Annotated in this window: 19 protein-coding genes; 7 read left to right on the forward strand and 12 right to left on the reverse strand. The window is 62.2% G+C overall.

What is annotated here, in order from left to right; genetic code table 11:
- Positions 1 to 157: 157 nt before the first annotated feature.
- On the forward strand, positions 158 to 4,819 hold the full coding sequence (locus M5C71_RS17270) for a hypothetical protein (RefSeq protein WP_248768361.1): 4,662 nt from the start codon (positions 158 to 160) through the stop codon (positions 4,817 to 4,819).
- Positions 4,820 to 5,014: 195 nt separating this feature from the next.
- Entirely contained in the window at positions 5,015 to 9,889 is a 4,875-nt protein-coding gene (locus M5C71_RS17275) for a DUF6543 domain-containing protein (protein WP_248768362.1), read from the forward strand.
- Positions 9,890 to 9,918: 29 nt separating this feature from the next.
- Here the strand turns inward: M5C71_RS17275 and M5C71_RS17280 are convergent, their stop codons facing one another.
- From M5C71_RS17280 to M5C71_RS17325, 10 genes are all read right to left on the reverse strand, one after another.
- Entirely contained in the window at positions 9,919 to 11,190 is a 1,272-nt protein-coding gene (locus M5C71_RS17280; RefSeq protein ID WP_248768363.1) for a cyclopropane-fatty-acyl-phospholipid synthase family protein, read from the reverse strand.
- The gene (locus M5C71_RS17285) at positions 11,177 to 11,989 is read right to left on the reverse strand and encodes a DUF1365 domain-containing protein (RefSeq protein WP_248768364.1); all 813 of its coding nucleotides are present in this window, start codon (positions 11,987 to 11,989) and stop codon (positions 11,177 to 11,179) included. Before M5C71_RS17285 ends, M5C71_RS17280 begins: the two co-directional genes overlap by 14 nt.
- Entirely contained in the window at positions 11,986 to 13,233 is a 1,248-nt protein-coding gene (locus M5C71_RS17290) for an FAD-dependent oxidoreductase (protein ID WP_248768365.1), read from the reverse strand. Before M5C71_RS17290 ends, M5C71_RS17285 begins: the two co-directional genes overlap by 4 nt.
- On the reverse strand, positions 13,230 to 14,012 hold the full coding sequence (locus tag M5C71_RS17295) for an SDR family NAD(P)-dependent oxidoreductase (RefSeq protein WP_248746759.1): 783 nt from the start codon (positions 14,010 to 14,012) through the stop codon (positions 13,230 to 13,232). The genes M5C71_RS17290 and M5C71_RS17295 overlap by 4 nt, the downstream gene beginning before the upstream one ends.
- On the reverse strand, positions 14,009 to 14,431 hold the full coding sequence (locus tag M5C71_RS17300; protein ID WP_248768366.1) for a nuclear transport factor 2 family protein: 423 nt from the start codon (positions 14,429 to 14,431) through the stop codon (positions 14,009 to 14,011). Before M5C71_RS17300 ends, M5C71_RS17295 begins: the two co-directional genes overlap by 4 nt.
- Positions 14,424 to 15,869 (reverse strand): deoxyribodipyrimidine photo-lyase, encoded by a 1,446-nt coding sequence (gene phrB, locus M5C71_RS17305; protein WP_248768433.1) that lies wholly within the window; start codon positions 15,867 to 15,869, stop codon positions 14,424 to 14,426. Before phrB ends, M5C71_RS17300 begins: the two co-directional genes overlap by 8 nt.
- A 29-nt stretch (positions 15,870 to 15,898) precedes the next feature.
- On the reverse strand, positions 15,899 to 16,822 hold the full coding sequence (locus M5C71_RS17310; protein WP_248768367.1) for a MerR family transcriptional regulator: 924 nt from the start codon (positions 16,820 to 16,822) through the stop codon (positions 15,899 to 15,901).
- Position 16,823: 1 nt separating this feature from the next.
- The gene (locus M5C71_RS17315) at positions 16,824 to 17,789 is read right to left on the reverse strand and encodes a DUF523 and DUF1722 domain-containing protein (protein ID WP_248768368.1); all 966 of its coding nucleotides are present in this window, start codon (positions 17,787 to 17,789) and stop codon (positions 16,824 to 16,826) included.
- A gap of 112 nt (positions 17,790 to 17,901) precedes the next feature.
- On the reverse strand, positions 17,902 to 18,117 hold the full coding sequence (locus M5C71_RS17320) for a TIGR02450 family Trp-rich protein (RefSeq protein ID WP_152740069.1): 216 nt from the start codon (positions 18,115 to 18,117) through the stop codon (positions 17,902 to 17,904).
- Positions 18,114 to 19,100, reverse strand: coding sequence for an FAD-dependent oxidoreductase (locus M5C71_RS17325; RefSeq protein ID WP_103499268.1), 987 nt, complete (start codon positions 19,098 to 19,100; stop codon positions 18,114 to 18,116). Before M5C71_RS17325 ends, M5C71_RS17320 begins: the two co-directional genes overlap by 4 nt.
- 195 nt (positions 19,101 to 19,295) lie before the next feature.
- Here M5C71_RS17325 and M5C71_RS17330 point away from each other — a divergent pair, with 195 nt between their 5' ends.
- Positions 19,296 to 20,198, forward strand: coding sequence for a TIGR01777 family oxidoreductase (locus M5C71_RS17330; protein WP_152740068.1), 903 nt, complete (start codon positions 19,296 to 19,298; stop codon positions 20,196 to 20,198).
- Between the two features lie 13 nt (positions 20,199 to 20,211).
- The gene (gene hemH, locus M5C71_RS17335; protein WP_248768369.1) at positions 20,212 to 21,237 is read left to right on the forward strand and encodes a ferrochelatase; all 1,026 of its coding nucleotides are present in this window, start codon (positions 20,212 to 20,214) and stop codon (positions 21,235 to 21,237) included.
- Between the two features lie 177 nt (positions 21,238 to 21,414).
- On the opposite strand, the gene M5C71_RS17340 is transcribed toward hemH, so the two are convergent.
- Positions 21,415 to 22,689 (reverse strand): uracil-xanthine permease family protein, encoded by a 1,275-nt coding sequence (locus tag M5C71_RS17340; RefSeq protein ID WP_103496445.1) that lies wholly within the window; start codon positions 22,687 to 22,689, stop codon positions 21,415 to 21,417.
- Position 22,690: 1 nt separating this feature from the next.
- The gene (gene upp / locus M5C71_RS17345; RefSeq protein ID WP_103496444.1) at positions 22,691 to 23,329 is read right to left on the reverse strand and encodes a uracil phosphoribosyltransferase; all 639 of its coding nucleotides are present in this window, start codon (positions 23,327 to 23,329) and stop codon (positions 22,691 to 22,693) included.
- A 163-nt stretch (positions 23,330 to 23,492) separates the two neighbouring features.
- On the opposite strand from upp, the gene M5C71_RS17350 reads away from it, so the two are divergent.
- From M5C71_RS17350 to M5C71_RS17360, 3 genes are all read left to right on the forward strand, one after another.
- Positions 23,493 to 24,050: a hypoxanthine-guanine phosphoribosyltransferase gene (locus M5C71_RS17350; RefSeq protein WP_103496443.1), complete on the forward strand. Its 558-nt coding sequence runs from the start codon at positions 23,493 to 23,495 to the stop codon at positions 24,048 to 24,050.
- 3 nt (positions 24,051 to 24,053) lie between these two features.
- Positions 24,054 to 24,527, forward strand: a complete 474-nt coding sequence (locus M5C71_RS17355) for a WbuC family cupin fold metalloprotein (protein WP_248768370.1) — start codon at positions 24,054 to 24,056, stop codon at positions 24,525 to 24,527.
- Between the two features lie 79 nt (positions 24,528 to 24,606).
- On the forward strand, positions 24,607 to 25,548 hold the full coding sequence (locus tag M5C71_RS17360) for an AEC family transporter (protein ID WP_103496441.1): 942 nt from the start codon (positions 24,607 to 24,609) through the stop codon (positions 25,546 to 25,548).
- The last annotated feature ends 183 nt before the right edge of the window (positions 25,549 to 25,731 follow it).

A 25,731-nucleotide genomic window follows, 5' to 3' on the forward strand; every position in this document is an offset into this window, starting at 1 on the left:
GGAGCGGGTCTCGCGATAGCCGGGCATGCAAGGCGCCAGGCCAGGCGCGGTCCTATCGGGCTACCGCCTTCAGACGAGTTTCCCCTGTGTACTGGCTGCAAAGCCGTGCCGGTTTGCGTTTGTACCGGCACTTTTCTGCTCCCGAAGGGAATCCATCATGAACACTGAAGCCACGCCTGCTGCAAATGCGACATCACCCTTGGTCGGCTCACAAGAAGAACAACAGATAACGCAACTGGACCTTCTGGATCAGTCGGACCAGAGAGTGGCTGCGCTGCTGGCCAGCCAGCCGACTTTCGACACTGTGCTCGGCCATTATTTGATTGCGCAGATCCGCTTGAGATTTACCGAAGAAGACTTTCCCGGCCTCCACCAACGGGTGCTTGATCCGGATGCCTTGTACATCAACACATTTTCCGTGGGCGCGGACGGCACGCGAAAACAGATGGCCTCCCAGACATTCATGGCGGCGATGAAGGAGGGGCTGATCACCGATACGGCGGCGACCTATTCTCCCGGTGCCGTGGTGTTGTCCGATCACCCGGAGGCGATCGAGGAGGCGGACAGCCTTTTGGGTTGTCCGGCGAGTGCGGAAATACTGCGTACGCTGGCGACCGCGCTCTATATTGCCGAACCCGGCAGCAACCGAGCATTGCACGAGCAATTGACCGGAGATTACCGGCAATGGAGGACTTGCCGTTGGGGCGAGGCGCTTGATAATCCGCAAGGGCTTACGGCAGAAGCCTTCCTCGCCCATGAGTTTCAATGGCAATACCAATACGCGCTGCAACTCTATAAAACCGATCGCCCCCCGCAGAGCCAGCTCACCTCCACGGAACGCACTCAGCAACAGCGGGACGATAACCTCCTGGATGACCTGGCGGCCCACCCTTCCCGAGAAGCGCGCAATCGCCTGGGCACAAGCCCCGTTGCCCAGGCCCATGCTGTCAGGTTGATGGCGGGTGACGGAAAGGTACGCAAATGGCCCGCTGCCATGGTCTTGAAGCTGCCGGGACAGACGCGTCTTTTTCTTTACTCCCGGGAGGGCGGCTTCCAGAGATTCTCTTCGCCAGAGGTATTGAAAGAAGAGGTTCAACTCCACCATGCCGGGGCCGCCTGGACGATCCAGGGGATCGACGATGAACCCCTCGAGCAGGTTTTTGAACAGGCCGCCCGCGACCTGTTCGATCAGCAGTACGCCACGCTGGTCAATGTGCTGCATGAGGCCAGTCGCGCAACCTTGACGATAGAGTCGCTCGCCAAAAAACTCGAAGACGCTTCGTCGATGCCCATGGCGGGCGTCGAAGGCCTGGTGGCCGCGCATAACCGGGATGTGCTCGAATCCATGCGTCCGGCTTTTTATAAAACCGCCACGCGAGCACGGCAGAAGCAGTATCGGGCGCTGGAGAAAAAGATCGTTGCCGCGCAACGGGTATTGAGCGAGTTGACCCGGGATATCCCGACGCTGAATCAGTTTGCCCGACAGCAGGCCAGGGAGTACCTGCACAAAAGCTACCCGGGACTGGATCCCGACCCGGACCAGATGGTGATTCGTTTCGATGTGCCCGAAGTCAAGTGGCACCATTGGATGACCGTGATCGACCGCGCGATATTCGGTGATCAGTCCCACGCCATGTCGTTGACTGAACTGGTGATCAATAACTTGCCGGCCTGGAAGGCTGAGGCCAGCAAGGACATCGTGGTGCTGATGCCGACGAAGCTGCGCGACAGCAAGGGCGATGAACTGGTCAATCCGGCCAATGGTTATCACATTGTCCTGGGCCCCGATTACATCGAGACCTTGGTGAAAACCTGCGATGTCGATAAAAACTATCGGGCGCTGCTCCACAAGACCTTGCAGGACGACACGCCAACCAGTCGCGCCATTGCCAGTGCCACGCAAGCGCTGACCCTCCTCATGCTGAAATTGAAAAGCCTGGAGGCGGCCCTGAAGGACAATGGCGAGGTGTTCAGGGCGCAGGTGTGTACCGAGGTCAATGGCATCACGCTCACGGAGAAACAGGTTCCACGCTGGCTGGAGACAGTCCTGTTGTCACCCGAGCCGGCCTCGCGCCTGCAGGTCAATGACCGGGATGTGCAGGTGTGTCGTCTGTTCCTGGGTAACAGTTTCATGGCGCGTCCACCTGCCGGCTACTGGGTACCTGACCCCGCCAGTATCGATGGCGTGCTGGTGTTTTCCGATCACCTCCAAGGGGGACAAACCGTGGGAACGGTGGGGGTTTATTTTCCGGACAGCCCGGATGGCAACGATATTTGCGAGTTTGCCGATTTGAAGACGGGTGTCCGGGAACTGCTGAACAGCGAAGAGTGGCAAGGCTACTTCACCCAGCGCATCGCCACCGCGAACAAAAGCGAGATCAAGCATTTGCTGGGACTGACGGGCTCGGGAGCGTTGGTGAGCTGCCTGCCATTGCGCGGGCATTTCATCAGGGAACTGGCGCAGGCGGGCGTGCGCTTTCAGATCCGGCATGCGGATCATCGCGCCAGGAGCAACGCGGAGGTCGAGCTCCGGACCCGTCTCAACCTGGTGCTGACCGCGGCTGAAGTGCTTCCCACCGTGAGCACGCTCGGGGCGGTGGGCTTGCGGGCGGCCAGGGGAACCTTGATCACCTTCAATACGCTAAGGGCCACGGGGCTTTTACCGCAAGACAAGGGCGTCTTCGCCCTGGTGTACCGCGCCACCGAGGGTGGCCGAAAGGTGCTGGCCCCCGCGCCCAGGGCCGTGGCAACGGCGCGGGTACCGAAGAGGCCGTTCTTCAATGCGCCCCGGCGTCAGCCCGAGGGGCGCTTGGGCTATGAGTTGGGCGGTAAACGGCCCGCCGCTTCTCCCCTGACCCCCCAACCCGGCCCGTCACGACCAAGGCTGGAAACGCCGACTCCGAACGTGCCTGTCGTGCAAACCACTGCCGGGCGCATTTCCGACGCCATACGCAGGCCCGGAAACTGGAACACCCCTATCATGGATCTGGTCCCCTCGCTGATGACCGAGCTTGCGGACTGGCCACGGCACAGGGCTTTGCTGATTCTCGACGAGATCAGTGCGGGACAGGGTTGGTCGGTGCGCTATAGCCCGGGACGTCACCAGGTGACGCACCCCACGGTTCGCCACCCCGAGCGAACCGTGAGTGATGTCGTATTGCGCAGGATCGAAAGCAATCACTACCAGATGTGGAGAAACCGGCGCTGGGAGGACGTTCCCGCCGATGGCGATTGTTTCTTCAATGCGCTGGCCGGTGCCCTGGCGGGCAGGGGGCACTCAGGGCACTCAGGGCAGAACCTGCGGGCCAGGGTCGCGGATCATATCGATCAACACCCGCAAGTGGCTGACTATGTGGTCTCGCGACGCACCCCCGTGCAGCAGGCATTGTTTGACGTGGCCTACCCGCTGGAGGGCATTCTGGGCAACCATGCGTTCGCGGTGCTGACCCGGATCGTCAATGGACAATCCTACGAGTCACAGCTGGCATCGGCCATGGCGAATAACCCGGAGCTTATCGACGACTGGCCAGACAGCGCACGCCAACTGATAACGCTGCGCGCCGAAAACAACGGTGTCTTGCCGGTCGATCTCCTGTCGAGGATCGAGGAGCACCTGGCGGTGCTCGGTCTTTTCAGGCCGGCTATCCGTTATCTGAACAACATTGCGAATTGGCCAAACGACCGGCAGAACCGGCAACTGCTATGGACGACCCGCACGGGAGAGGCGCACCTGCCTGCTGAATTACTGCAGATCATCGCGGCTTATCTGCCGTTCAGAAATCCCATGCAGGGGTTGTTCCAGCGTGATCGTGATATCCGGGCGTTTCTGAACCATACCCTGCTTCCCGGGCCGCAACTGAGCCAAGGGCTGGACAGGCTGCTGCAACGGTTCGCCCGTCGTTATATCTGGCCGAGCAATGAGGTCATGTACATCCTGCTGGAGTACGGCCTGACGGTACAGGAACTGACTGATCATTATCGGGCAATCGGCTTCGATGATGCCGGCAATCGCCTTGAACCGGATCCGGCCGAAATCGACAGGTTTCTGGATGACTACCTGGCTTTTTTCGAGAGGAACCCCGAGCGTAACAACAGGGACGATCTGTTCGTTGACCGGGAGGCGCTGCTGAGCAACTGGAGGGCCTACGATGAAGGGCAAAGGAGCGTTGCCTCGCTGAGAGTGGCGCTGGGGCGCTTTGCCGATTTATCGGCGAGGGCGGATATTGTCCTGCGCTCGGACGTCTTCAGCTTTCATCTGGGCTGGAGTGTCGGGCTGGAAGAGTTGGCGTACTTGATACGGGACCCGCGCCTGTCAAATGCCCGCTTAAGGATTATCTCCGATTACCTGGAAACCCGTGCGGGCGAGATGCAGGAACACGAGATCGTCGATACGGAGTGGATGCGCCCGTTCGACGATCACAATCTGCGCAATATCGTCGAGCGCGCCCTCAACCGGCGTCGGCATCCTGGCGACCGGGCCTTTGCCGACACACTGCTTGAGTTTGTCGCGTATGTGAGTGAACAGACACTCAACGACTCGTTCGCCATGTCTTATGTCACGGCCGCGTTCACACCCGCCTCAGGCAGGTTGTCCAACAGTCGGGTGGCCTTGTTGCTGGACACCCCCGATCTGTTCACGACCTTGTCCCGGCATCCTCGAACGGTGGCGCAGCCACTGTGGGGCCTGCTGATCTCCCCTGAATACAGCGACGAGACTATGCGTCTGGCCCTGGGCACTTCAACCGCCGACGCGCTACGCGATCTCAGGCATTTTTCCATGCGACTGAAGATAGCTTCCTGGGTACCCGAGGTGGACTAGTTTCACCCATTGAACCCTCCGAGCAAGTGGCGCCGCTGGTTTGGCTGGCGGATAGCGGTATGGAATATTTCCACGATAAGCGGATACCGCATGGGCCTGGTGTGTCAGGCGTCTACTGGCCCTGTACCGGTGTTCGGTGCCGGGCATGGCGCTTGAACCCAGACCTGTCGGATCTGCTTGAAGGGAATAGTCTGTATGAATGACACAGTCACACTGCCAGGCCTGTCGCTTGAGCACGAGATCGAGGCGGCCAAGGCGCTTTTTGCCCAGCCGCCGACTTTGCGGGAAGTGGCCTTGTCGGCCATCCAGGGGTATTTTTTCAGCCGCTGGAATCCGCAGCGCAATGCCTCGCATCTGTATGTCGGCAAACTCCAATGGCTTGAGCGCGACGGAAAAGGGTTCTCGGGCGGCTATCAATATCGCGCCGTGATCGACCTGGTGCTCGAGCATTTCATGACCGGCGTGGCGCCGGTCTTTACCGCCGAGCATGTGCTGGAGATCAAGCTCGACAGTTTGCCCGGTGACCGGCTTGTGGTGGATGCGCCGGCCATCCAGGCTGTGCTCGGGTCCTGGGGCGATATCCTGCTGAAACTCTATCAGCAGGCCTTGGTCGACTATTGGAACGCCGAGGATGAGGACGGCTACAGTCGCTTTTATCGTCTTGGCAGGATACTGGGGCGGATCCTGTCCGCCGATCGTGAACAGCATCGTGCCTTTATGTCGATCAATCTGGAACGGCCCGAGGAGCAATTTTCTCTCTATGGCGTACAGGCGGTGAGCAAGGACACCTGGGGCGGCGCTTATCCGGAAGCCTTGCCCGTGCTGGTGGCCCGCCGCAAGGAACGGGGGATCGAGCAGAACCCGCTGGTGCTCAGTCTGGCCAAAGGCCTTTTCAGGGCCAGCACCACGGATCTCGGAGAACTGGTGCCCTTGTTCATGAGTGCCCGGGCCAATGGTCGCAATATCGAGTACCGCGAACATCTGCTCTGGCAGAAGGGCGACCCGGATATGCAGTTGGAGCAAGCGCTCGCCAGCCTTGCCGAAAGCCTGCTGGAAAACCAGGTCCAGGCGATTTCGCTGATCGGGCCCGATAGCGAGTGGACGCTCGAGGACTACCAGCGCCGGCTCGACGCGATCACCCGTCCCGATAACTGGTTTTTCACGCCGGTGCGGGCAGAGCCCCATACGGTGGTCGAGTTGCCCGAAGCGCTGGCGGCGCTCAGTGACGGCTTGCCGCATTGGTTGCTCGGGGCGCCGAGCGAAGACCTTGGCGCCTACCGCGCCCTGCTGGAAAAACTCGCCGATGTGCAGCGCGCGTCGGGCGGCAAGGCCTATCTTGATGACGTGGGTGATCTGCCGGGCTTCGCCGCCAAGGCGCTGCTCAAGCAGATGGGCGAGGATCATCCGCAAACCGTCGATATCGCTAACCCCGACGATATTCGCCTGGAGCTCGACAAGGTCATTGCGGTGGCCGTTGCCGGGGGCGCGGGTGGGGCGCTGGGGACGGTGGTCAAGGTGCGGATGAGCCTGACGGAGTTTGCCCTGGAGAATCTCGGCGGTTTTCGGCATGCGAAGATGAAGATCGGCATCCGCCACTGTGGCGTGGAAAAGCCGGTGCCCGAATGGCTGACCCCGGACTACGTCAAGGGGCTGGTCACTGCCGTGGACATCGGCAAAACCTACCTGGATGCACTGCGGGCCAAGCTTATCGACGACGCCGACGAGGCCCGGCGCCGGGAACAACTGTTCAGCGAGCAACTGCGGGTGCAATTGCCCATGGCGGCACTGGAGCTGAAGATTCGCGGCGAAGCGAACTTCGACGAATCGGGATACCGCTATGTCGAGGCGCTAGTGCAGCCCGACGCAGCGAAGCGTCAGGTGAACGGCCAGGAGATTGTCCTGCGTCCCCTGGCCTTCAAGGCCGAAGCCGATGCGGCCGCGGATGTGGTGGCGTCCATGTTCATTATCGGCCCGAGGGACACTCGCCACGGCCCGTTCATTCTCTATCGGCCCCTGCTCGCCAAGGCCGACCCACAGGCGTCGCTCTTCCAGCAGTTCCAGTCGGCGCCGGACAAGGCCTTTTGTCCCCACGACAATGACGCCCGCCCCACGCCTCCCGTCGAGCCGCTCCTGCAATACCCGACGTTGGCGGCCCTGTTCGCGGCGCTCAAGCAACCCGGTGCCGTGCAGGACAGCATCCTGGCCTGGTTGAGCGATGAGGCCCGGCGTACCTATGCCAATGGCGGCTTTGTCGAGCCCCATCTGCGGCGCTCGTTCGAGGACGACTTTGCCGCGTTGTTGCCGGTGGCCCCGGCTACCCTCGATGACGCGGTGGTCCAGGGCGACTACTTGCATCACCTGTTCGGTTCGATGGCCAGGACCCTGATCGCCCTGGCGGACCGGCAATCGGTGTCCAATGCCGAGTTGCGCTGGAACACCTTGAAGGAGGGCGGCTGGCAACTGTTCAACGTGGCGCTGATGTTTATCCGCGGCCCGGCGGCGGTGGCCAGCTGGATTTTCGCCGTGGTCGCCAGTGTCGATTCCGACTTTCGACGCCTGCAGGAAAAGGACCCCGGGGCCAAGGCCAGTGCCTGGGCCGATGTATTGGTGAATATCGCCTTTATTCTCGGACATCGCTTGACCCGCCAGCAGGCGCACGCCGAGACACCGCAGCAGATCCCGATGGAGGAGGGCCAGCGCTCGCCGATCCGGGCAACGATCAGCGAAGGGCCGGACCGGCCACTGCCGATGAAACTGGACAACCCGGTGGCGCCCGGCACGCTCTCCTCGCGCCCGACGGTCAGTTCGTTCACCTTGAAGATTTACCCGTATCCCTGGCCCGAGCCTGAGACCCTGGGGGAAGTCATCGCCTCCGGCGATTTGCAGGGACTGATCCGATTGAAAGAGTCGAGCCGGCTGGCAGCCTACTTCGGTGGCTGGCTGTTTGCGGTAAAGGTGGATGCCGAGGGCAATGTCCGGGTGGTCGCGCCGGACGGTCGTAGTGAAGGGTTCTATCTGAAAAACGATGGCGCGGGAAGCTGGACGCCGGACTTGAAGCTACGCCTGCGCGGCGGATCGGGGCGTTCGGGAAATGTCGGGAAAAGAAGAGCCGCCCTGCTGGAGGAAAAACGCCGGGAGCAGGAACAGAGGGACCAGGTCAGTTCGCGCTTTATGGACGAGTGGAATGAGGGGGTCCAGGCGCAGGGGACGCGGGCAGAAGCGCTACTACCCGAGGCGCAAGCCTTGAGGACGATGGAAGGCAATCCCGAGCGTTATACCAACCAGCAGTGGTTCGCTCGAATGGACCGCCTCGGCGACCGGGTAAAAGCCTTTCTCGACGGTTACGAGCAACAGATCAACAAGCTGCGGATGAACGAGACGGTATTCCTGCGGGGCTACAAGGGGACACTCTTTGCCTGCTTGCATCGGTTCGTCGTGGGGATGCAGTTTGCCCTGGACTCGATAAGGATCGTCGAACGTCGTTGCCTGCTGATCATTGAGCGCTTGCCCTATCAGGACGCCGCGGGCCGGGTATCGCTGGAAAGGCAGCAGATAGAGCAACGAGAAAACCGTGCCGCAGACCTGTATATCGACTGGGCGGAGCGGGAGAAACAGGCGTTTTCCGAACTGGGCCGTCATCGCAACCGGGATTTGACGGAATACCAGGGCATCCGCGAGGTCAGGGGGCAAGGGAGTGATGTGGCTGGATTGAAAGCCATCAGAACCTGTCGGCTCGGGCTGTATTGCTTCCGGGAGCTGGATCCGCAGCAGCTTGATAGCGATATCTGGATGAAGTTCGAGGATCTGCGCAGTGCCTTGGCCTCCCAGTCCATTCTCGATGAGCGAGCCGCTTCGCCGCTGTCCGCCGAGGCGGACATGGCGGTGCTCAACACCTGCGTGAGTCAATATAACGAAGTGCTGGCCATGGTCGAGTACAAGACCGGCTTCTTGCCGCAAGGTAGCCGTCTGGTCTGGGGCGATCTGTTTGTCCGGCGCCTGGTCGAGTTGCAGCAGGAGGCCGAGCGCAGCCTGGTCGAGCGCATCGAGGCGCAGGCTCCGGAGCAAGACGAACCTGAGGTACCGTCGCGGCAACCCGGCAAGACCCGGAAAGTCATCCGTACCCGCCGCAAGAAAAACTACCTCGGTTATGTTCGGGACACGCGCCAGGATGGCCATGAGGTCGTCGAGTTGATGGATCCCCAGACCGGTCAACCGATCGATTCCTTTGTTGAAGAAGAGGACGGCTACTGGCAGCCGTTGCCCAAGCCGGCGGCGGCCCCCTTGCCCAAGCCCCTGCCGCAGCCGGGCCTCAAGCGCCTGGTACAGATGGCCGAGAGCCAGATCCGCCAGGCCGGTCGGGAGGTCGAGATGGCCAAGCGGCAGATCCCGGTCGCCAAGGACCCGGTCTATCTGCAGGATGTGCTCGAAGTGCAAGCGCGGGCGCTGGAGGCGCTGGCCGGGCAAATCGACCGGGCGCTGGCCGAGTCGAACGGTTCGGTGAGCCAAAGCGAAATCTCCGCCGCCAAGGTTCAGGCCTCGGAACTGCGTCTCCAGGCCGGGACGCTCAGGCATGAGGGATTGCTGGCGCGAATCGCAGTGACCAAGTCGAGTGCGCCGGACACCGAGCGGCTGCTGTTTCTCAAGGAACACAACGAGGTCGAGATCTTTCGCAACGGGCCGCGCACAAGACTCGGGAAAGATGACTTTCTCCAGGAGTATGTGGTGCGCGACAAGGCGGCCGGCAAGAATATCTGGGTGGCACATTTCCACTATCCCGAAAAAACCACCCCGGAGGAGTTGTTCGTGATGCGCGGCGCCCTGGGCAAGGACGGCAAGCCACAAGCCCATGGCGCTCATCTGAAGCGCTGGGACGAGCGTTTTCTCGGGGTCAAGGCCCAGGCCCGGGCCGAGCAGGAGCGCTTTGAACGGATCCGCCAAGGTCAACCCGGGCGGGCCCTGGAGGTGTTCCGGATCTGGCGCAGCGAGATCAGCCTGAACATGGCGCGCCAGCTGTTTTTCAATGCCGCGGAACGCGAAGCCGTGGTGCGTGAGCAACTGCGTCAGCTTTAGCTGATCCGGGCCACGACCAACCAGCCGCCTTAACTATCGAAGCGCCCGAGCAGCGGCTGCGTTCGGGCGGTCGGCCTGGCCAGCAGCAGTTGCGCGGTGCCGATGCTGCGTTCGAGGAAACCGCCCTCGCAGTAGCACAGGTAGAACTCCCACAAACGCAGGAAATAATCGTCGTAGCCCAGTTCGCTCAGGCGCCCGTGGGCACGGCGGAAGTTCTCGTGCCACAGGCGCAGGGTGCGTGCGTAGTGCAGGCCGAAGTCTTCCATGTGCAGCAGGTTCATGTCGGTTTCGTGGCTGACCACCTCGAGCATCTTCTGCACGCTGGGCAGGGCGCCACCGGGGAAAATATAACGCTGGATAAAGTCGACCGTGCTCCTGGCCTGCTCATAACGTTGTTCGCGGATGGTGATGGCTTGCAGCAGCATCAGCCCATCGCTCTTGAGCAGGTGCGCGCATTGCTTGAAGTAGTTGTCGAGGAACTGATGACCGACGGCTTCGATCATTTCGATGGACACCAGTTTGTCGTACTGGCCGCTGAGGTCGCGATAGTCTTCGAGCAGCAACGTAACCTGGTCTTGCAGGCCCAGGCTGTCGATACGTTGCCGGGTGTAGGCGAACTGTTCCCGGGACAGTGTGGTGGTGGTGACCTTGCAACCATGGTGCTGCGCGGCATAAATCGCCATGCTGCCCCAGCCGGTGCCGATCTCCAGCAAATGGTCACTGGGTTGCAGGTCGAGCTTGCGGCAGATGCGTTCCAGCTTGTTCAACTGGGCCTGTTCGAGGCTGTCGTCGGGACTGAGGAACTGCGCGGCGGAATACATCATGGTCGGATCGAGAAACTGTTCGAACAGCTCGTTGCCGAGGTCGTAATGCGCTTCGATATTTTTCCGCGAGCCCTTGCGGGTGTTGCGGTTGAGCCAGTGCAGGATCTGGATGAACGGCCGTCCGAGGCGGGCCAGGCCACTCTCCATGGCATCGAGCACGTCCAGGTTGCTGACAAATACCCGCACCACCGCGGTCAGGTCCGGGCTGCTCCAGTAGCCATGGATAAAGGCCTCTCCGGCACCGATGGAACCGTTGCCGGCGACCATGCCCCAGACCGCCGGGTCCTGGATATGAATCTCGCCCAGCAGGCTGGCGCCGGCCTGGCCGAACAGTTGTCGCTCGCCGTCTTCGACCACCAGCAACTGGCCATGGCGCAGCTGGTTCAATTGGCGTAGCACACCCCGGCGCAAGACGGCGCTGGACAGGCTGTTGGCGCTGAACCGATTGGCCCGGGTCACCAGGCTAGAACTTTTCATGGCGTTGCTCATGGTGTCGCTCCTCGGTTTGCGTGGCGGCCAGGCTGAAGGTGCCGTCGGCGGCCTGGTGGGAGAAGATCGGTGTGCGTTTGAGAAACAGGCGCAGGGCTTGCCAGTAGATCGCCAGGCAGGTCTTGGCGGTCATCCAGGGGAAGCGCCGCAGGTAGCGGTGCAGACTGGCGCGATCAAGGACTTCGCGGTGCAGGCTGAGGGTCGCGTCGAAGACCTTGAGGTCGCCCTGCCAGTCGGCCATGTGCACGCCGAGTCGTTCGGCGGGCGGGCTGAAGCTCATGCGGTATTCCAGGTCCCGGGGCAGGAACGGCGAGACGTGGAAGGCCTTGGCCACACTGACGTGCTGGTGACCGTCGCCCTCGGCGGGCAGCACGTAGTGGTAGTGCTCGCCCCAGGGGGTGTTGGTGACTTCGCAGAGAATCGCCAGCAGCTTGCCGTCGAGGTCATGGCAGTAGAAGAAGCTCACCGGGTTGAACGCCAGGCCCCAGCTGCGGGCCTGGGTCAGCAGGCGGATCGGGCCTTGTGGGGTTTGCCCGAGGGCTTCACCGACTTGCAGGCGAACCGCATCGATCAGGCGCATGCCCTGGCGCGTGAAGCTGCGCAGGTAGTCGGTTTCGCGAAAGGCAAAGGGCGCCAGGCGCTGGCTGCCGGCCAATGGCGAGAGCCCGAGTACCGCGTCCTGTTCGTCGAGGTCCAGGTACAGCAGGCCGATCCGGTAGCGGAATGCATGGGCCCGTGGCGAAAAGCGTCGGTGGCTGATCCAGCCGCTGTACAGGGCGCTGTTCACAGGGACTCACCAAAGGCGGCGCAGACCCGCAGGGCGCTGGTCACGCCGTCTTCGTGGAAGCCGTTGGCCCAGTAGGCGCCGCAATAGTAGGTATGTTGATCGCCATACAATTCGTTCCACCGATTCTGCGCCGCGACAGCGTTCAGGCTGTACTGCGGATGGGCATAGGTGTAGCGGGCGAGGATTTTCAGCGGATTGATCTCTGTGCTCTGGTTGAGGCTGACACAGAAGGTGGTGTCGCTCTCGATGCCCTGCAGGATGTTCATGTTGTAGGTGACGGCGGCCAGGCGCTGGCCTTCACCGCCCAGGCGATAGTTCCAACTGGCCCAGGCCAGCGGGCGATCCGGCAGCAGACGGGTATCGGTATGCAGCACCACCTCGTTGTCCGCGTAGGGCAAGGCGCCGAGGATCTGCCGTTCGGCCTCGCTCGGTTCGGCGAGCAGGCGCAGCGCCTGGTCACTGTGACAAGCGAAGATCACCTTGTCGAAGCGCTCGCGGCCGGTGCTGCTGTGGATCGTTACGCCTTGTTCATCGCGCTCGACCCGGCTCACCGGGCAGTTGAGGCGGATATGCTGGCGAAATCCGGCGACCAACGGCTCGATGTACTGGCGCGAACCGCCTTCGATCACCTGCCATTGCGGGCGGTTGCTCAGCGACAGCAGTCCGTGGTTCTTGAAGAAACGCACGAACAGTTGCAGCGGGAAACCGAGCATGTCCGCCAGGGACATCGACCAGATCGCCGCGCCCATGGGCACGATGTAGTGCTGGATAAAGCGCTGGCCGTAACCACCGTCGCGCAGGTAGTCGCCGAGGCTGGTGTCGCTGGCGATGCGCTGTTGTTCGAGGTCTTCGAGGGCCTGGCGGTTGAAGCGCAGGATATCGCGCAGCATGCCCCAGAACCCTGGCGACAGCAGGTTGCGCCGTTGGGCGAACAGGCTGTTGAGGTTGTTGCCGTTATATTCCAGGTTCGTGGCCGGGTCGCATACCGAGAAACTCATTTCGGTGGCTTTGTAGCTCACGCCCAGGCTGCTCAACAGGCGGATGAAGTTCGGGTAGGTCCAGTCGTTGAACACGATAAAACCGGTGTCCACGGCATGGCGCTGGCCATTGACCGTCACGTCCACTGTATGGGTGTGGCCGCCAATCCGATCGGCGGCTTCGAACAGGGTGATCTCGTGCTGGCGACTCAGCAGGTGTCCGCAGGTCAGCCCCGAGATACCGCTGCCGACAAGGGCAATTTTCATGACTGACCCTTGTTTTGCGCGGAGGTGCGGGCCATGCGTTTGCCGATAGCCAGTTGCAGCCGTCTGGGCAGGCGCGAGAGGGGCCAGAGCGCGGCCATGAACAGCGCCGGAAAGGCAATTTCCAGGGGCCGTTGCCTGAGCTTTTCACAGATATGCTCGGCGGCTTTCTCGGCTGACCAACTGAGTGGCATGGGAAAGTCGTTTTTCTGGGTCAGCGGTGTGTCGACGAAGCCGGGGCTGACCACGGTGACGGTGATGCCTTCGTGGGCCAGGTCGATGCGCAGGGATTCGAACAGGTAACGCATGCCGGCTTTTGACGCGCCATAGGCTTCGGCCCGGGGCAGCGGCAGGAAGGTGACCGAACTGGCGATGCCCACCAGATGCGGCTGGATGCCGGCGCGCAGCAGTGGCAAGGCGGCTTCTATGCAGTAACTGCTGGCCAGCAGGTTGGTACGTACCACCCGCTCGATGATCGAAGCATCGAAGGCCTGGGCATCGACATATTCACAGGTGCCGGCATTGAGGATCACCGTGTCCAGGGCTCCCCAGGCCTGGGTGATGCGCTCGCCGATTTCGCGGACCTGCTGGCTGTCGGTCAGGTCACCGGGCACCAGCAGGACCTGGTCGGGATAACGCTTATCCAGGGCTTGCAGCGGTTCGAGGCTGCGGGCGCTGACGGCCAGGTGTACGCCGGCCTTGAGCAGGACTTCGGCGATGGCCGCGCCGATACCGCTGCTGGCGCCCGTCAGCCAGATACGTCGTGGAGCTGTAATGCTCATCCCAATCTCCTTTTCAACCAGGCCGTTGCGTGGCCCAGTAGCGGCACATGGTCATATAACAAGGCCCCGGCATCGAAGTAATCGCGATGCCGATAGACCTTGTCGAACCACAACAGATGCGAACACCCATCGACGTGAATAGGCCTTCCTCTGGCCAATCTCGGATGACGATAGCTCATGTGCCAGCGCAGATAACCTTCGCCTTCACCGACGTCATCGAGGCCGTGGATGTTGTATTGCAGCTCGCTGATCGAGGCGTACATCCGCGCAAAATAGTGCTGCAGGTCCACGAGGCCAGTGATTTCGTGCAGCGGGTCGGTGAACAGCACCTCGTCGCTGTAGAGTTCGCCGAGGCCTGACAGGTTGTCCTTGTCGAGCAGGACGAATTGCTGGGCGAAATGGTGCAGGAACTCACTCATGGGCACCTCCGGCCTCCAGCCGTTGTGGCAGGTTCCTGAAGGCGGCGAGGGCACGCTCGCGACTGCGGCCCAGGTCGACCATGGGCTGTGGATAACTTGCCAGGCCGAACAGGCCGCCGAGTGCCGCCGGATTATGCACGGCCTTTTTGTCCAGGCCGGCCAGTTCCGGTAGCCAGTGCTTGATAAACAGCCCTTCGCGGTCGAATTTTTCCGATTGGCTCAGCGGGTTGAAAATCCGGAAGTAGGGCGCCGCGTCGGTGCCGGTGGACGCGCTCCATTGCCAGCCGCCGTTGTTGGCCGCCAGGTCGCCGTCAATCAGATGACGCATGAAAAAACGTTCGCCTTCGCGCCAGTCGATCAGCAGGTTCTTGGTCAGGAACATCGCCACCACCATCCGCAGGCGGTTGTGCATCCAGCCGGTTTCGAGCAGTTGGCGCATGGCCGCGTCGATGATCGGCAGGCCGGTGCGGGCTTCTTGCCAGGCCGCCAGTTCCTCCGGCACCTGACGCCAGGCCAGGGCTTCGGTTTCCACGCGGAAGGCGCGCTGCTTCGAGACCCGTGGATAGCCCACCAGAATGTGTTTGTAGAACTCGCGCCAGAGCAGTTCGTTGATCCAGGTGACGGCGCCGATACTGCCGCTGTCGAACTCGCCCTGGTTGCTTTGCAGCGCCGCGTGCAGGCACTGGCGGGGCGAGATCACACCGGCGGCGAGGTAGGCGGAGAGTTGGCTGGTGCCGGGTTTGGCCGGGAAATCCCGTTCGCTCTGGTAATAGTCGATCTGCTGCTCGGCGAAGGTGCTCAGGCGCCGCCGGGCTTCATCCTCGCCGGCAGGCCAGAGGTCGCGCAGGGCCTGGCTGGGGCGCGCGAACCCGTCGACTTCGCCAGGCACCGGATCGGCCTTGAACGCCAACTCTGCCTGGGCTTTGGGTATTGTGACCAGGCGCGGCAAGGCACCGTGCAGACGGCTGTAGCAGACCTTGCGGAACTGGCTGAAGACCTGGAAGTAGGTGCCGGTGCGGGTCAATACGCTGCCGGGCTTGAAGAACAGTTGATCCAGGTGGCTATGGAAGCTCACACCTTGTGCTTCAAGGGTGTGCGCCACGGCTTGATCACGGCGGCTCTCGTGAACGCCATATTCTTCGTTGACGTGCACGGCAGCGATCTTCAGCGTCTGGCACAGGGTGCCCAGCACCTCGGGCACCTGCTCCCAGGTCTGGGCATGACGAATCAGCAGCGGGATATTCAGCGCGGCCAGGGCCTTGCTCAGTACCTGCAGGTTACGCAGCCAGAAATCCACCTTGCACGGGGCATCGTCGTGCAACTGCCATTGCCCGGGCGTCACCAGGTAAACAGCGACCGTCGGCCCTTGCCCGGCGGCTGCGGCCAGGGCGGTGTTGTCATGCAGGCGCAGATCGGTGCGCAGCCAGAGCAGTTGCATAGTCATTCCTTGATTCGTGGGCGAGGGCGCTAGATCAGGCCGAGCCGGGTCAGGTTCTGGTAAGCGGACAACGGGTCTTCGGCCAGGGTCATCTCAGCGCTCTCCCGGGTACTTACGGATAACTCGGCGAAATGGATGCATACCGTTGGTCCGGCAATCAGGATCGGGCAGTTGATCCCCACCAGCAGCCTGGGTAGCGCCGCCAGGTTCATGGCCTTGCTCGAATACAGCAGCACGGCGCGACTCTTCAGGTGTTCGGTGGCCAGGGCCAATTCGTTGGCCGGCAAGGGCCAGTCGAAGACTTCCACCGGGCAGTCGGCGCTGCTCACCAGCCAGGCGGTCAGCCACAGGTGCGGCTCCATGGGCAGGTCCGAATGGTTGACCAGCAAGACCGGTGCGCCCTTGAGTTGCCTATTGTTGTGATAGATCCGCGCGCCCAGCTTGCTGCGCAGCCAGGTGTAGAAGAACGCCCGCTCCATCTGCCCGCCGAACTGGCCTTGCCAGCGCTGCTCGAGTTCCGCCAGCAGGGGCATCAGTAGCTGTTCGCACAAGGTGCGCGGCGGGTACAGCGACATGGCCTGGTTGAAGCGGTCATCGACCTGGCGCTCGGCCAACTGGCTGATGGCCCGCGCCAGGTCCTGGCGCAAGGCCTGCCAATCGTTGGTGGCAGGCTCGGCCAGGGTCGGGCCGGCATCGAGCAGTTGCTTGATCTGGCTGACCGCGACGCCGCGATTGAGCCAGGTGACGATGGCCTGGATACGTTGCACGTGCTCGGCGGAAAACAACCGATGGCCCTTGGGGGTGCGGTGCGGCACCACCAGGCCATAGCGGCGTTCCCAGGCCCGCAGGGTCACGGCGTTGACGCCTGTCTGTCGGGCCACTTCGCGAATGGGCAACCAGCCCTGTTCCAGTGCGCTGGCGTAATCAGCGGGCGCTTCGAGGGAGTCGGTCATATCAGATGGCATTTCGCAGGCTGAGGTTTTCCGGATGCGGTTGCAGGTACACCTGGCGGGCGATATAGGGATCGGGGTGCTGGCGGAAATGGTGTTTGAGCAGGGTCAACGGCACCACCAAGGGCACGATACCCTGGTGGTATTGGCCGATGACCTGCAGCACTTCCTGTTTGTCTTCGGCGCTGATGGATTGCTTCAGGTAGCCGGTGAGGTGTTGCAGGACATTGGTGTGGGTGCGGCGGGTCGCGCATTTTTTCAGGGCGGCCATCAACTGGCTGAAATAGCGTGGCCCGATGGTTTCGGCATCCGTGTTGCCCATGCTGCCCAGCAGTTTGCCGAGCACCTTGTACTGCAATGGGTTGTGAGCCATCAGCAGGTATTTGTAGCGGGCGTGGAACTCGGTCAGGCCGCGTCGCGTGAGGCCGGCCTGGCGCAGGTCCTGCCAGGCCGCGTAGGCGAAGACCCGGGTCAGGAAGTTTTCCCGCAGCACCGCATCGTTCAGCCGGCCGTCCTCTTCCACTGGCAAGTCGGGATGTTGCGCGCAAAACGCCTGGGCGTAGATGCCGCGTCCGTCTTCGGCGGGCCGCCCGCCCTCCTGGTAGACCTTGACCCGCTCCAGTCCGCAGGACGGCGACTTCTGCATGAAGATGTAGCCGCTGATATCCGTGAGTTCGGCGGCCATCTGATTGCCATAGTCGGCCAGTGCCCGGGTCACATCCGTCTCGGCGTGCACGCTGCCCACGGCCCGTGGTTGCTGCGGGTCACCCACCAGGCGAATCGGCTCGCGGGGGATGCCCAGGCCGATGGCCGCTTCCGGGCACAGCGGGATGAAATCGAAATATTCGCTGAGGGTGCGGCTGCACAGTCGCGATTCCTTGTGCCCACCGTTGTAGCGCACCTCAATGCCCATCAAGCAGGCGCTGACAGCGATTTTGGGTTTGCGCGGCAACTCGGTGGTGGCGGGCATGGAGAACCTCGAGAGAAATACTTGTACAGGCAAGCATGCTTGTACAACTAAAGCTCATCATAGGTTCTGTGTTGTACAAGTCAAATTATTTGTACAGGTTTTTCTGGGGCGTTTACTGCCAGCCCATTCGCCAGGTCTCGGCATCTTGCAGATGGGTCCAACTGATGCGCTGGTTGCGTTGGCTCATCACCGCTTGCAGCTCGACTTCGAGCACGGTGCCTTGCTCATCGCAAAACAGTTCGGTGACCAGGAAATGTTTTTCCCGATTCAGAGGGCGGGCTGCCGTCCATTTCGACAGCAGCAGCTTGCGCGGGTTGATGCGGTTCAACCCAGGTGTTCCATCAGTCGCCGGGCGGCTTCCTGGCCGCTGAGCCAGGCGCCTTCGACACGTCCCGACAGGCACCAGTCGCCACACACGTACAGGCCCAGGTCGGCATCGGCCAGCGCCCCCCATTCCCGTGCGCCGGCCGGGCGAGCATAGAGCCAGCGGTGGGCGAGGGTGAAGACCGGGGCCGGCATGCTGGCGTGGAGCAACTCGGCAAAGGCGCCGTGCAACTGCTCGATCACAGCCTCCTTGGACAGGTCCAGATGCTGCTTGCTCCAGGTGCTGGTGGCGTGCAGGACCCAGGTGTCGAGCTGGCTGTCGCGCGCCGGCTTGCTGCGGTTGCGGGCCAGCCAGTCGAGGGGGCTGTCCTGTACGAAGCAGCCTTCCATCGGTGTGTCCAGCGGCGTGTCAAAGGCCAGGGCGATGGCCCAGGTCGGCTCCATCTGCACGCCGGCGGCGGCCCCGGCGAGTTTCGGCGCGGCCGCCAGCAGGGCGGTGGCCTGGGGTGCGGGCGTGGCGATGATGACCTGGCTGAACGGGCCGTGGGTGTAGCCTTCGGCATCCTGCAGGTGCCAATGCTGTTCACCGCGGAACACCTCGGTGATCCGGCAACTGAAATGCGCCTGGAGGCGGCCGAGCAAACCGCGGGTAATGGCGCTCATGCGCGGCGTGCCGACCCAGCGGGTCTGTTCGTCCGGCGACAGGCTCAGTTGGCCGTTCTGGAAGTTGTAGAGCTGCGGATCCCATTCGGCGACCCAGCCTTCACCCTGCCAGCGCTGGACTTCCTTGACGAAGCGGCGATCGCGGGCGGTGAAGTACTGCGCGCCCAGGTCCAGCGCACCGGCATCGCTGCGTTTGCTGGACATGCGCCCGCCGCTGCCGCGACTCTTGTCGAAGATTTCGATGGAATACCCGGCATCGTGCAACGCCCGGGCAGCCGAAAGTCCGGCGATGCCGGCACCGATTATTGCGATAGGTACAGTCATGGGTGGGCCTCGTTACCTGTAAGCACAGACTACGCCGTCAGCAAAACCTGTACAATCTTGTTTTTTGGTATAACTTGCGACCTGCCTGTCGGTTCACACTGTCCTATTGTTAAAACATATTTCGGTCGAGAGAAAAGAGCCCTGTTTTAAAAATAGACTAACGCTTTCGACAAAACGTTACGCGAGGACGCACTCATGCACATATTGCTGACCGGCGGTACTGGTTTGATCGGGCGCCAACTGTGCGCGTACTGGTCGACGCAGGGACATCGGCTGACGGTGTGGAGCCGTCGCCCCGAGCAGGTGGCGCGTTTATGCGGTGCCCAGGTGCGTGGTGTGCGGCATCTCGAGGAACTGTCCGGTGAGCCGCTGGATGCGGTGATCAACCTGGCCGGCGCGCCGATTGCCGACCGACTCTGGACCCACAAGCGCAAGGCCCTGCTCTGGAGCAGCCGGATCCAGCTGACCGAAACCCTGCTGGCCTGGCTGGAGGGGCGTGAGCAGCGTCCAGCAGTCCTGATTTCCGGTTCGGCGGTGGGCTGGTACGGCGATGGCGGCGAGCGTGAGCTGACCGAGGATTCGCCGCCGGTGAGCGAGGATTTCGCCAGTCGCCTGTCGATTGCCTGGGAAGAAACCGCGCAGCGCGCCGAGGCCCTGGGGATTCGTGTGGTGCTGGTGCGCACCGGCCTGGTGCTGGCGGCCGAGGGCGGCTTTTTGTCGCGCCTGTTGCTGCCGTTCAAACTGGGGCTGGGCGGGCCGATCGGCAACGGTCGGCAGTGGATGCCGTGGATACATGTGCGTGATCAAATCGCCGCGATTGATTTTCTTCTGCATCGCAGTGATGCCCGTGGTCCCTATAATGCCTGCGCGCCACAGCCGGTGCGCAACAAGATATTCGCCAAGGCGTTGGGCAAGGTCCTGCATCGCCCGGCGCTGGTGCCGTTGCCGGCCTTTGTCCTGCGCCTTGGCCTGGGTGAGTTGGCGTTACTGTTGCTCGGCGGCCAGCGCGTGACGCCGGCCCGGTTGCTGGCGGCAGGATTTGTTTTTCAGTTTAACGATCTGCCCGCGGCTCTCGACGATCTCTCGAGCCGCCTCTGAAATAGGACGTTGCATGACCGATCACGCCTTGCTTCTGGTCAATCTGGGTTCTCCGGCTTCCACTTCGGTGGCGGACGTGCGCAGCTACCTCAATCAATTCCTGATGGATCCCTACGTGATCGACCTGCCCTGGCCGGTCCGCCGCTTGCTGGTGTCGCTGATCCTGATCAAGCGCCCGGAGCAGTCGGCCCATGCCTACGCCTCGATCTGGTGGGAGGAGGGTTCGCCGCTGGTGGTGCTCAGTCGTCGTTTGCAGCAGCAGATGACCACCCAGTGGACCCAGGGCCCGGTGGAGCTGGCGATGCGTTACGGCGAGCCGTCGGTCGAGACGGTGCTGACCCGCCTGGCCAGGCAAGGCATCCGCAAGGTGACCTTGGCGCCGCTGTATCCGCAGTTCGCCGACAGCACCGTGACCACGGTGATCGAGGAAGCCCGGCGAGTGGTGCGCGAGCGCAAGCTCGATGTGCAGTTCTCCATCCTGCAACCCTTCTACGATCAACCGGAATATCTGGAGGCCTTGGTGGCCAGTGTCAGGCCGCATCTGGCCCAGGGTTTCGATCACTTGTTGCTGAGTTTCCACGGTTTGCCGGAGCGGCATCTGACCAAGCTCGATCCCACCGGCAGTCATTGTTTCAAGGACGCCGATTGCTGCAGGAACGCCTCGCCGGCGGTACTTGCCACTTGCTACCGCGCCCAGTGCCTGCGCACGGCGTCGGCGTTTGCCGAGCGCATGGGCTTGGCGGACGGGCAATGGTCGGTATCATTCCAGTCGCGGTTGGGTCGGGCGAAGTGGATCGAGCCCTACACCGAAGCGCGGTTGGATGAGTTGGTCAAGGCCGGGGTGAAGAAGCTGCTGGTGATGTGCCCGGCGTTTGTCGCCGATTGCATCGAGACGCTGGAGGAGATCGGTGATCGCGGGCGCGAGCAGTTTGTCGCGGCGGGGGGCGGGGAGTTGGTGCTGGTGCCGTGTCTGAACGACGAACCGCAATGGGCGGCGGCGTTGAATACCCTGTGCGAGCGGGCGCCGTTGGCTCTTTAAACGCAAATCTCGAAAACGCCGCAGAACCTTGTAGGAGCAGGGCTTGTCGGATCGCCGCACCGCCGCGAAGGGGCCCTTGAAGCCGCCAAAAGCTTCGCGGGCAAGCCCTGCTCCTACAGTTCTGTGTTGAATAGCCGATTTGCATACAACACAGAACTGTAAGAGCGAGGGGGAGCCTTACAACAACGGCTCATCCGCCTTCTTGTTTTTCCAACCGTCATTACCCGGCAACAGCAGGTTCAGCGCAATCGCCACCACGGCGCACAGCGCAATGCCCTTGAGGCCGAAGTCATCCGGGCCGGTACCCGTTCCCACCAGCACGCCACCAATACCGAACACCAGCGTCACCGAAACAATCACCAGGTTGCGCGCCTCGCCCAGATCGATCTTGTGACGGATCAGGGTATTCATCCCCACCGCGGCAATCGAACCGAACAGCAGACACAGAATCCCGCCCATCACCGGCACCGGAATGCTCTGCAACAAGGCGCCGAACTTGCCGATAAACGCCAGGCTGATAGCAAAGATTGCCGCCCAGGTCATGATTTTCGGGTTGTAGTTCTTGGTCAGCATCACCGCGCCGGTCACTTCGGCATAGGTGGTGTTGGGCGGACCGCCAAACAGGCCGGCCGCCGTGGTGGCGATACCGTCACCCAGCAAAGTGCGATGCAGGCCCGGCTTCTTCAGATAATCGCGACCGGTCACGCTGCCCACTGCGATCACCCCGCCGATATGCTCGATGGCCGGCGCCAGCGCCACCGGGACAATAAACAGGATCGCCTGCCAGTTGAATTCCGGTGCCGTGAAGTGCGGCAGGGCGAACCAGGGCGCGGCGGCGATCTTCGCCGTGTCGACCACGCCGAAATAGAACGACATGGCAAACCCCACGAAGACCCCGGAGATGATCGGCACCAGGCGGAAAATGCCCTTGCCGAACACGGCCACGATCAGGGTGGTCAGCAGCGCCGGCATCGAGATCAGCATGGCGGTCTGGTAGTGGATCAGCTCGGAACCGTCACCGGCCTTGCCCATCGCCATGTTCGCGGCAATCGGCGCCATGGCCAGGCCGATGGAGATGATCACCGGACCGATTACCACCGGCGGCAGCAGCCGGTCGATAAAGCCGGTGCCCTTGATCTTCACCGCCAGGCCCAGGAAGGTGTAGACGAAGCCGGCCGCCATCACCCCACCCATGGTCGCCGCCAGGCCGAACTGGCCCTTGGCGAGGATGATCGGGGTGATAAAGGCAAAGCTCGAAGCGAGGAACACCGGCACCTGACGCCCGGTGACCACCTGGAACAAGAGAGTCCCCAGGCCCGCCGTGAACAGCGCGACGTTCGGGTCGAGACCGGTAATCAGCGGCATCAACACCAGGGCGCCAAAGGCCACGAACAGCATTTGCGCGCCCGACAGCACCGTGCGCCAGAGCGGGTCGTTGAACTCATCCTGCATATCAGCCGTCCTTCTGTTTGGTGCCGAAGATCTTGTCGCCGGCATCGCCCAGGCCCGGAATGATGTAGCCGTGTTCGTTGAGTTTTTCGTCGATGGAAGCGGTGTAGATGGTCACGTCCGGGTGGGCTTTCTCGACCGCGGCGATGCCTTCCGGCGCCGCCACCAGGACCATCGCGCGGATGTCCTTGCAGCCGGCTTTCTTCAGCAGGTCGATGGTCGCGACCATCGAGCCGCCGGTGGCGAGCATCGGGTCGATGATCATCGCCAGGCGTTCGTCGATTTCCGGGACCAGCTTTTCCAGGTAGGTGTGGGCTTCGAGGGTTTCCTCGTTGCGGGCCACGCCGACGGCGCTGACCTTGGCGCCCGGGATCAGGCTGAGCACGCCTTCGAGCATGCCGATACCGGCGCGCAGGATTGGCACCACGGTAATCTTCTTGCCGGCGATCTTCTCGACCTGGACGGTGCCGCACCAGCCTTCGATATCGTAGGTTTCCAGGGGCAGGTCCTTGGTTGCCTCGTAGGTCAGCAACGCTCCGACTTCCTGAGCGAGCTCACGGAAGTTCTTCGTGCTAATGTCAGCGCGGCGCATCAGGCCGAGCTTGTGGCGGATCAGCGGGTGGCGGATCTCACGGATGGGCATGGGAATAGGCTCCGGCGGCGGGCAAAAAACGGCTTAGATTAATCTATCCGCAGGTGATGTCCTATAGATCAGCCGTACGTTAGTCCAGAAACCCTTGATCTGGTCGCGCGGGGTGCGTACCTTTGCCCGCTTTTCTTACATAAGCCCCCTTTTGGAGAGCGCCATGTCCGCTGATCTCGAGCATATCCGTCAAGTCATGCGCGAAGCCGACTGCCTGTACAGCAACGCCGAAGTCGAAGCGGCCATCGCCCGTGTCGGCGCGCAGATCAACGCCGAACTGGCCGAGAGCAACCCGGTGGTGTTCTGCGTGATGAACGGCGGCCTGATCTTCTGCGGCAAGCTGATGACCCACCTGGACTTCCCGCTGGAGGCCTCGTACCTGCACGCGACCCGCTACCGCAATGAAACCAGCGGCGGCGAGCTGTTCTGGAAGGCCAAGCCGGAAGTCTCGTTCATCGACCGCGATGTGCTGATCATCGACGACATCCTCGACGAAGGGCACACCCTGGGCGCGATCATCGACTTCTGCAAACACGCCGGCGCACGTCGGGTGCACACCGCCGTACTGATCGACAAGGACCACGACCGCAAGGCCCGTCCGGACCTGAAAGCGGACTACGTCGGCCTGCCGTGCATCGACCGCTACATCTTCGGCTACGGCATGGACTACAAGGGCTACTGGCGCAACGCCGCCGGCATCTACGCCGTCAAGGGGATGTAAGGGATGGGCACGCCCAGCTTTCTCGATGCAACCTTGTTCGCCGAACTGGCCGGGAAAGCCGCGGCGAATCCCCGTGGCCGGGTTCATCACAATTTTCACCAGATGGACGAGCCGTGCCATCGGCTGGCTGTCGGGCTACAGCCCAATACCTATATCGCCCCCCATCGGCACCTGAGTGCCGACAAGGCGGAAACCTTGCTGGTGCTCAAGGGCAGCCTGGGTTTGCTGGTATTCGATGAGGCGGGTCAACTGCTGGCCAAGCGCGTGTTGCAGGCGGGCGGTGAATGCCCGGGTGTCGACCTGCCGGCCGGGGTCTTCCATGGCCTGGTGGTGCTGGAAGCCGACAGTGTAATGTTCGAATGCAAGGCCGGCCCTTATCGGCCGGTGGGCGAAGGCGAGCTGGCCGACTGGGCGCCGCGTGAAGGTGACGCCGAAGTGGCCGTGTACCAGGCCTGGATGCGCGCGCAGTTCGATTGAACGAGGCCCCATGGACGGGTGTAAGGGTAACTTTGCCCTATCATTAGCTGTCTGACGACAGGCAACGGGTTCCCAGGGCATGCTGGCCATCTTTCTCGGTATCTTGACCATCACCGCGCCGGTTTTCGCCATGTTGTTCCTGGGCGTGCTGCTCAAGCGCGTGGGCTGGATCAACGACAGCTTTATCCACACGGCTTCGGCGCTGGTGTTCAACGTCTGCATGCCGGCGCTGTTGTTTCTCGGCATCCTCCATGCCGACCTGCATGCGGCGTTGCAGCCCAAGGTGCTGGCGTACTTCTCCGTCGCGACCCTGCTGGGTTTTGCCGGTGCCTGGTGCTGGGCGATCTGGCGTTGCCCCGAGATTGATCGCGGGATCTATACCCAGGGTGCCTTTCGCGGCAATAACGGGGTGATCGGCCTGGCCCTGGCGGCGAGCATGTACGGCGCCTACGGGATTTCCCTCGGGGCGATTCTCGCGGCCCTGGTGATCCTGTTCTACAACACCCTGTCGACCATTGTCCTGGCGGTCTACAGCCCGGTGATCAAGTCCGATCCCTGGAGCATCTTCAAGAGTGTGCTGAGCAATCCGCTGATCATCAGCGTGATCGCGGCGGCGCCTTTTGCCTATTTCAAGATCGGCTTGCCCGGCTGGCTGGAAACCTCGGGTAATTACCTGGCGCAGATGACTTTGCCGCTGGCGCTGATCTGTATTGGCGGGACCCTGTCCCTGGCGGCATTGCGCAAGAGTGGCGACCTGGCGTTGAGTGCGAGCCTGGTGAAAATGGTCGGCATGCCCCTGCTGTCGACGCTGGGGGCCTGGCTCTGCGGCTTTCGTGGGGCGGAACTGGGGATTCTGTTCCTGTACTTCGGCAGCCCGACGGCCGCGGCCAGTTTTGTCATGGCCCGGGCGGCCAACGGCAATCACGAACTGGCGGCGGCGATTATCGTGATCACCACCCTGATGGCGGCGATCACCACCAATATCGGGATTTTTGTGCTGCAGTGGGGCGGTTGGATCTGAGGTTTGGCGTCTGCAAGGGACGCTGTGATCCTTGAGTCTTGCATCGCTTGAGCTGACGTCTTCGCGGGCAAGCCCTGCTCCTACAGTTCTGAGTCGTACACAAAACCGGTGATCGACACAAAATTGTAGGAGCAGGGCTTGCCCGCGAAGAGGCCCGCGAGCCATGCACTGCCAATACGGACG

It is taken from the genome of Pseudomonas sp. MWU12-2345 (assembly GCF_023242385.1).
Lineage (GTDB): Bacteria > Pseudomonadota > Gammaproteobacteria > Pseudomonadales > Pseudomonadaceae > Aquipseudomonas > Aquipseudomonas gingeri_D.

Bases quoted from the DNA above. Each gene is read 5' to 3' on its own strand.
- M5C71_RS17300 (WP_248768366.1), bottom strand. From the start codon at position 14,431: ATGAGTGAGTTCCTGCACCATTTCGCCCAGCAATTCGTCCTGCTCGAC.
- M5C71_RS17330 (WP_152740068.1), top strand. From the start codon at position 19,296: ATGCACATATTGCTGACCGGCGGTACTGGTTTGATCGGGCGCCAACTG.
- M5C71_RS17355 (WP_248768370.1), top strand. From the start codon at position 24,054: ATGGGCACGCCCAGCTTTCTCGATGCAACCTTGTTCGCCGAACTGGCC.
- M5C71_RS17280 (WP_248768363.1), bottom strand. From the start codon at position 11,190: ATGAAAAGTTCTAGCCTGGTGACCCGGGCCAATCGGTTCAGCGCCAAC.
- M5C71_RS17340 (WP_103496445.1), bottom strand. From the start codon at position 22,689: ATGCAGGATGAGTTCAACGACCCGCTCTGGCGCACGGTGCTGTCGGGC.
- phrB (WP_248768433.1), bottom strand. From the start codon at position 15,869: ATGCAACTGCTCTGGCTGCGCACCGATCTGCGCCTGCATGACAACACC.
- M5C71_RS17270 (WP_248768361.1), top strand. From the start codon at position 158: ATGAACACTGAAGCCACGCCTGCTGCAAATGCGACATCACCCTTGGTC.
- M5C71_RS17350 (WP_103496443.1), top strand. From the start codon at position 23,493: ATGTCCGCTGATCTCGAGCATATCCGTCAAGTCATGCGCGAAGCCGAC.
- M5C71_RS17290 (WP_248768365.1), bottom strand. From the start codon at position 13,233: ATGAAAATTGCCCTTGTCGGCAGCGGTATCTCGGGGCTGACCTGCGGA.
- M5C71_RS17325 (WP_103499268.1), bottom strand. From the start codon at position 19,100: ATGACTGTACCTATCGCAATAATCGGTGCCGGCATCGCCGGACTTTCG.
- M5C71_RS17275 (WP_248768362.1), top strand. From the start codon at position 5,015: ATGAATGACACAGTCACACTGCCAGGCCTGTCGCTTGAGCACGAGATC.
- M5C71_RS17295 (WP_248746759.1), bottom strand. From the start codon at position 14,012: ATGAGCATTACAGCTCCACGACGTATCTGGCTGACGGGCGCCAGCAGC.
- upp (WP_103496444.1), bottom strand. From the start codon at position 23,329: ATGCCCATCCGTGAGATCCGCCACCCGCTGATCCGCCACAAGCTCGGC.
- M5C71_RS17360 (WP_103496441.1), top strand. From the start codon at position 24,607: ATGCTGGCCATCTTTCTCGGTATCTTGACCATCACCGCGCCGGTTTTC.
- M5C71_RS17315 (WP_248768368.1), bottom strand. From the start codon at position 17,789: ATGCCCGCCACCACCGAGTTGCCGCGCAAACCCAAAATCGCTGTCAGC.
- hemH (WP_248768369.1), top strand. From the start codon at position 20,212: ATGACCGATCACGCCTTGCTTCTGGTCAATCTGGGTTCTCCGGCTTCC.
- M5C71_RS17310 (WP_248768367.1), bottom strand. From the start codon at position 16,822: ATGACCGACTCCCTCGAAGCGCCCGCTGATTACGCCAGCGCACTGGAA.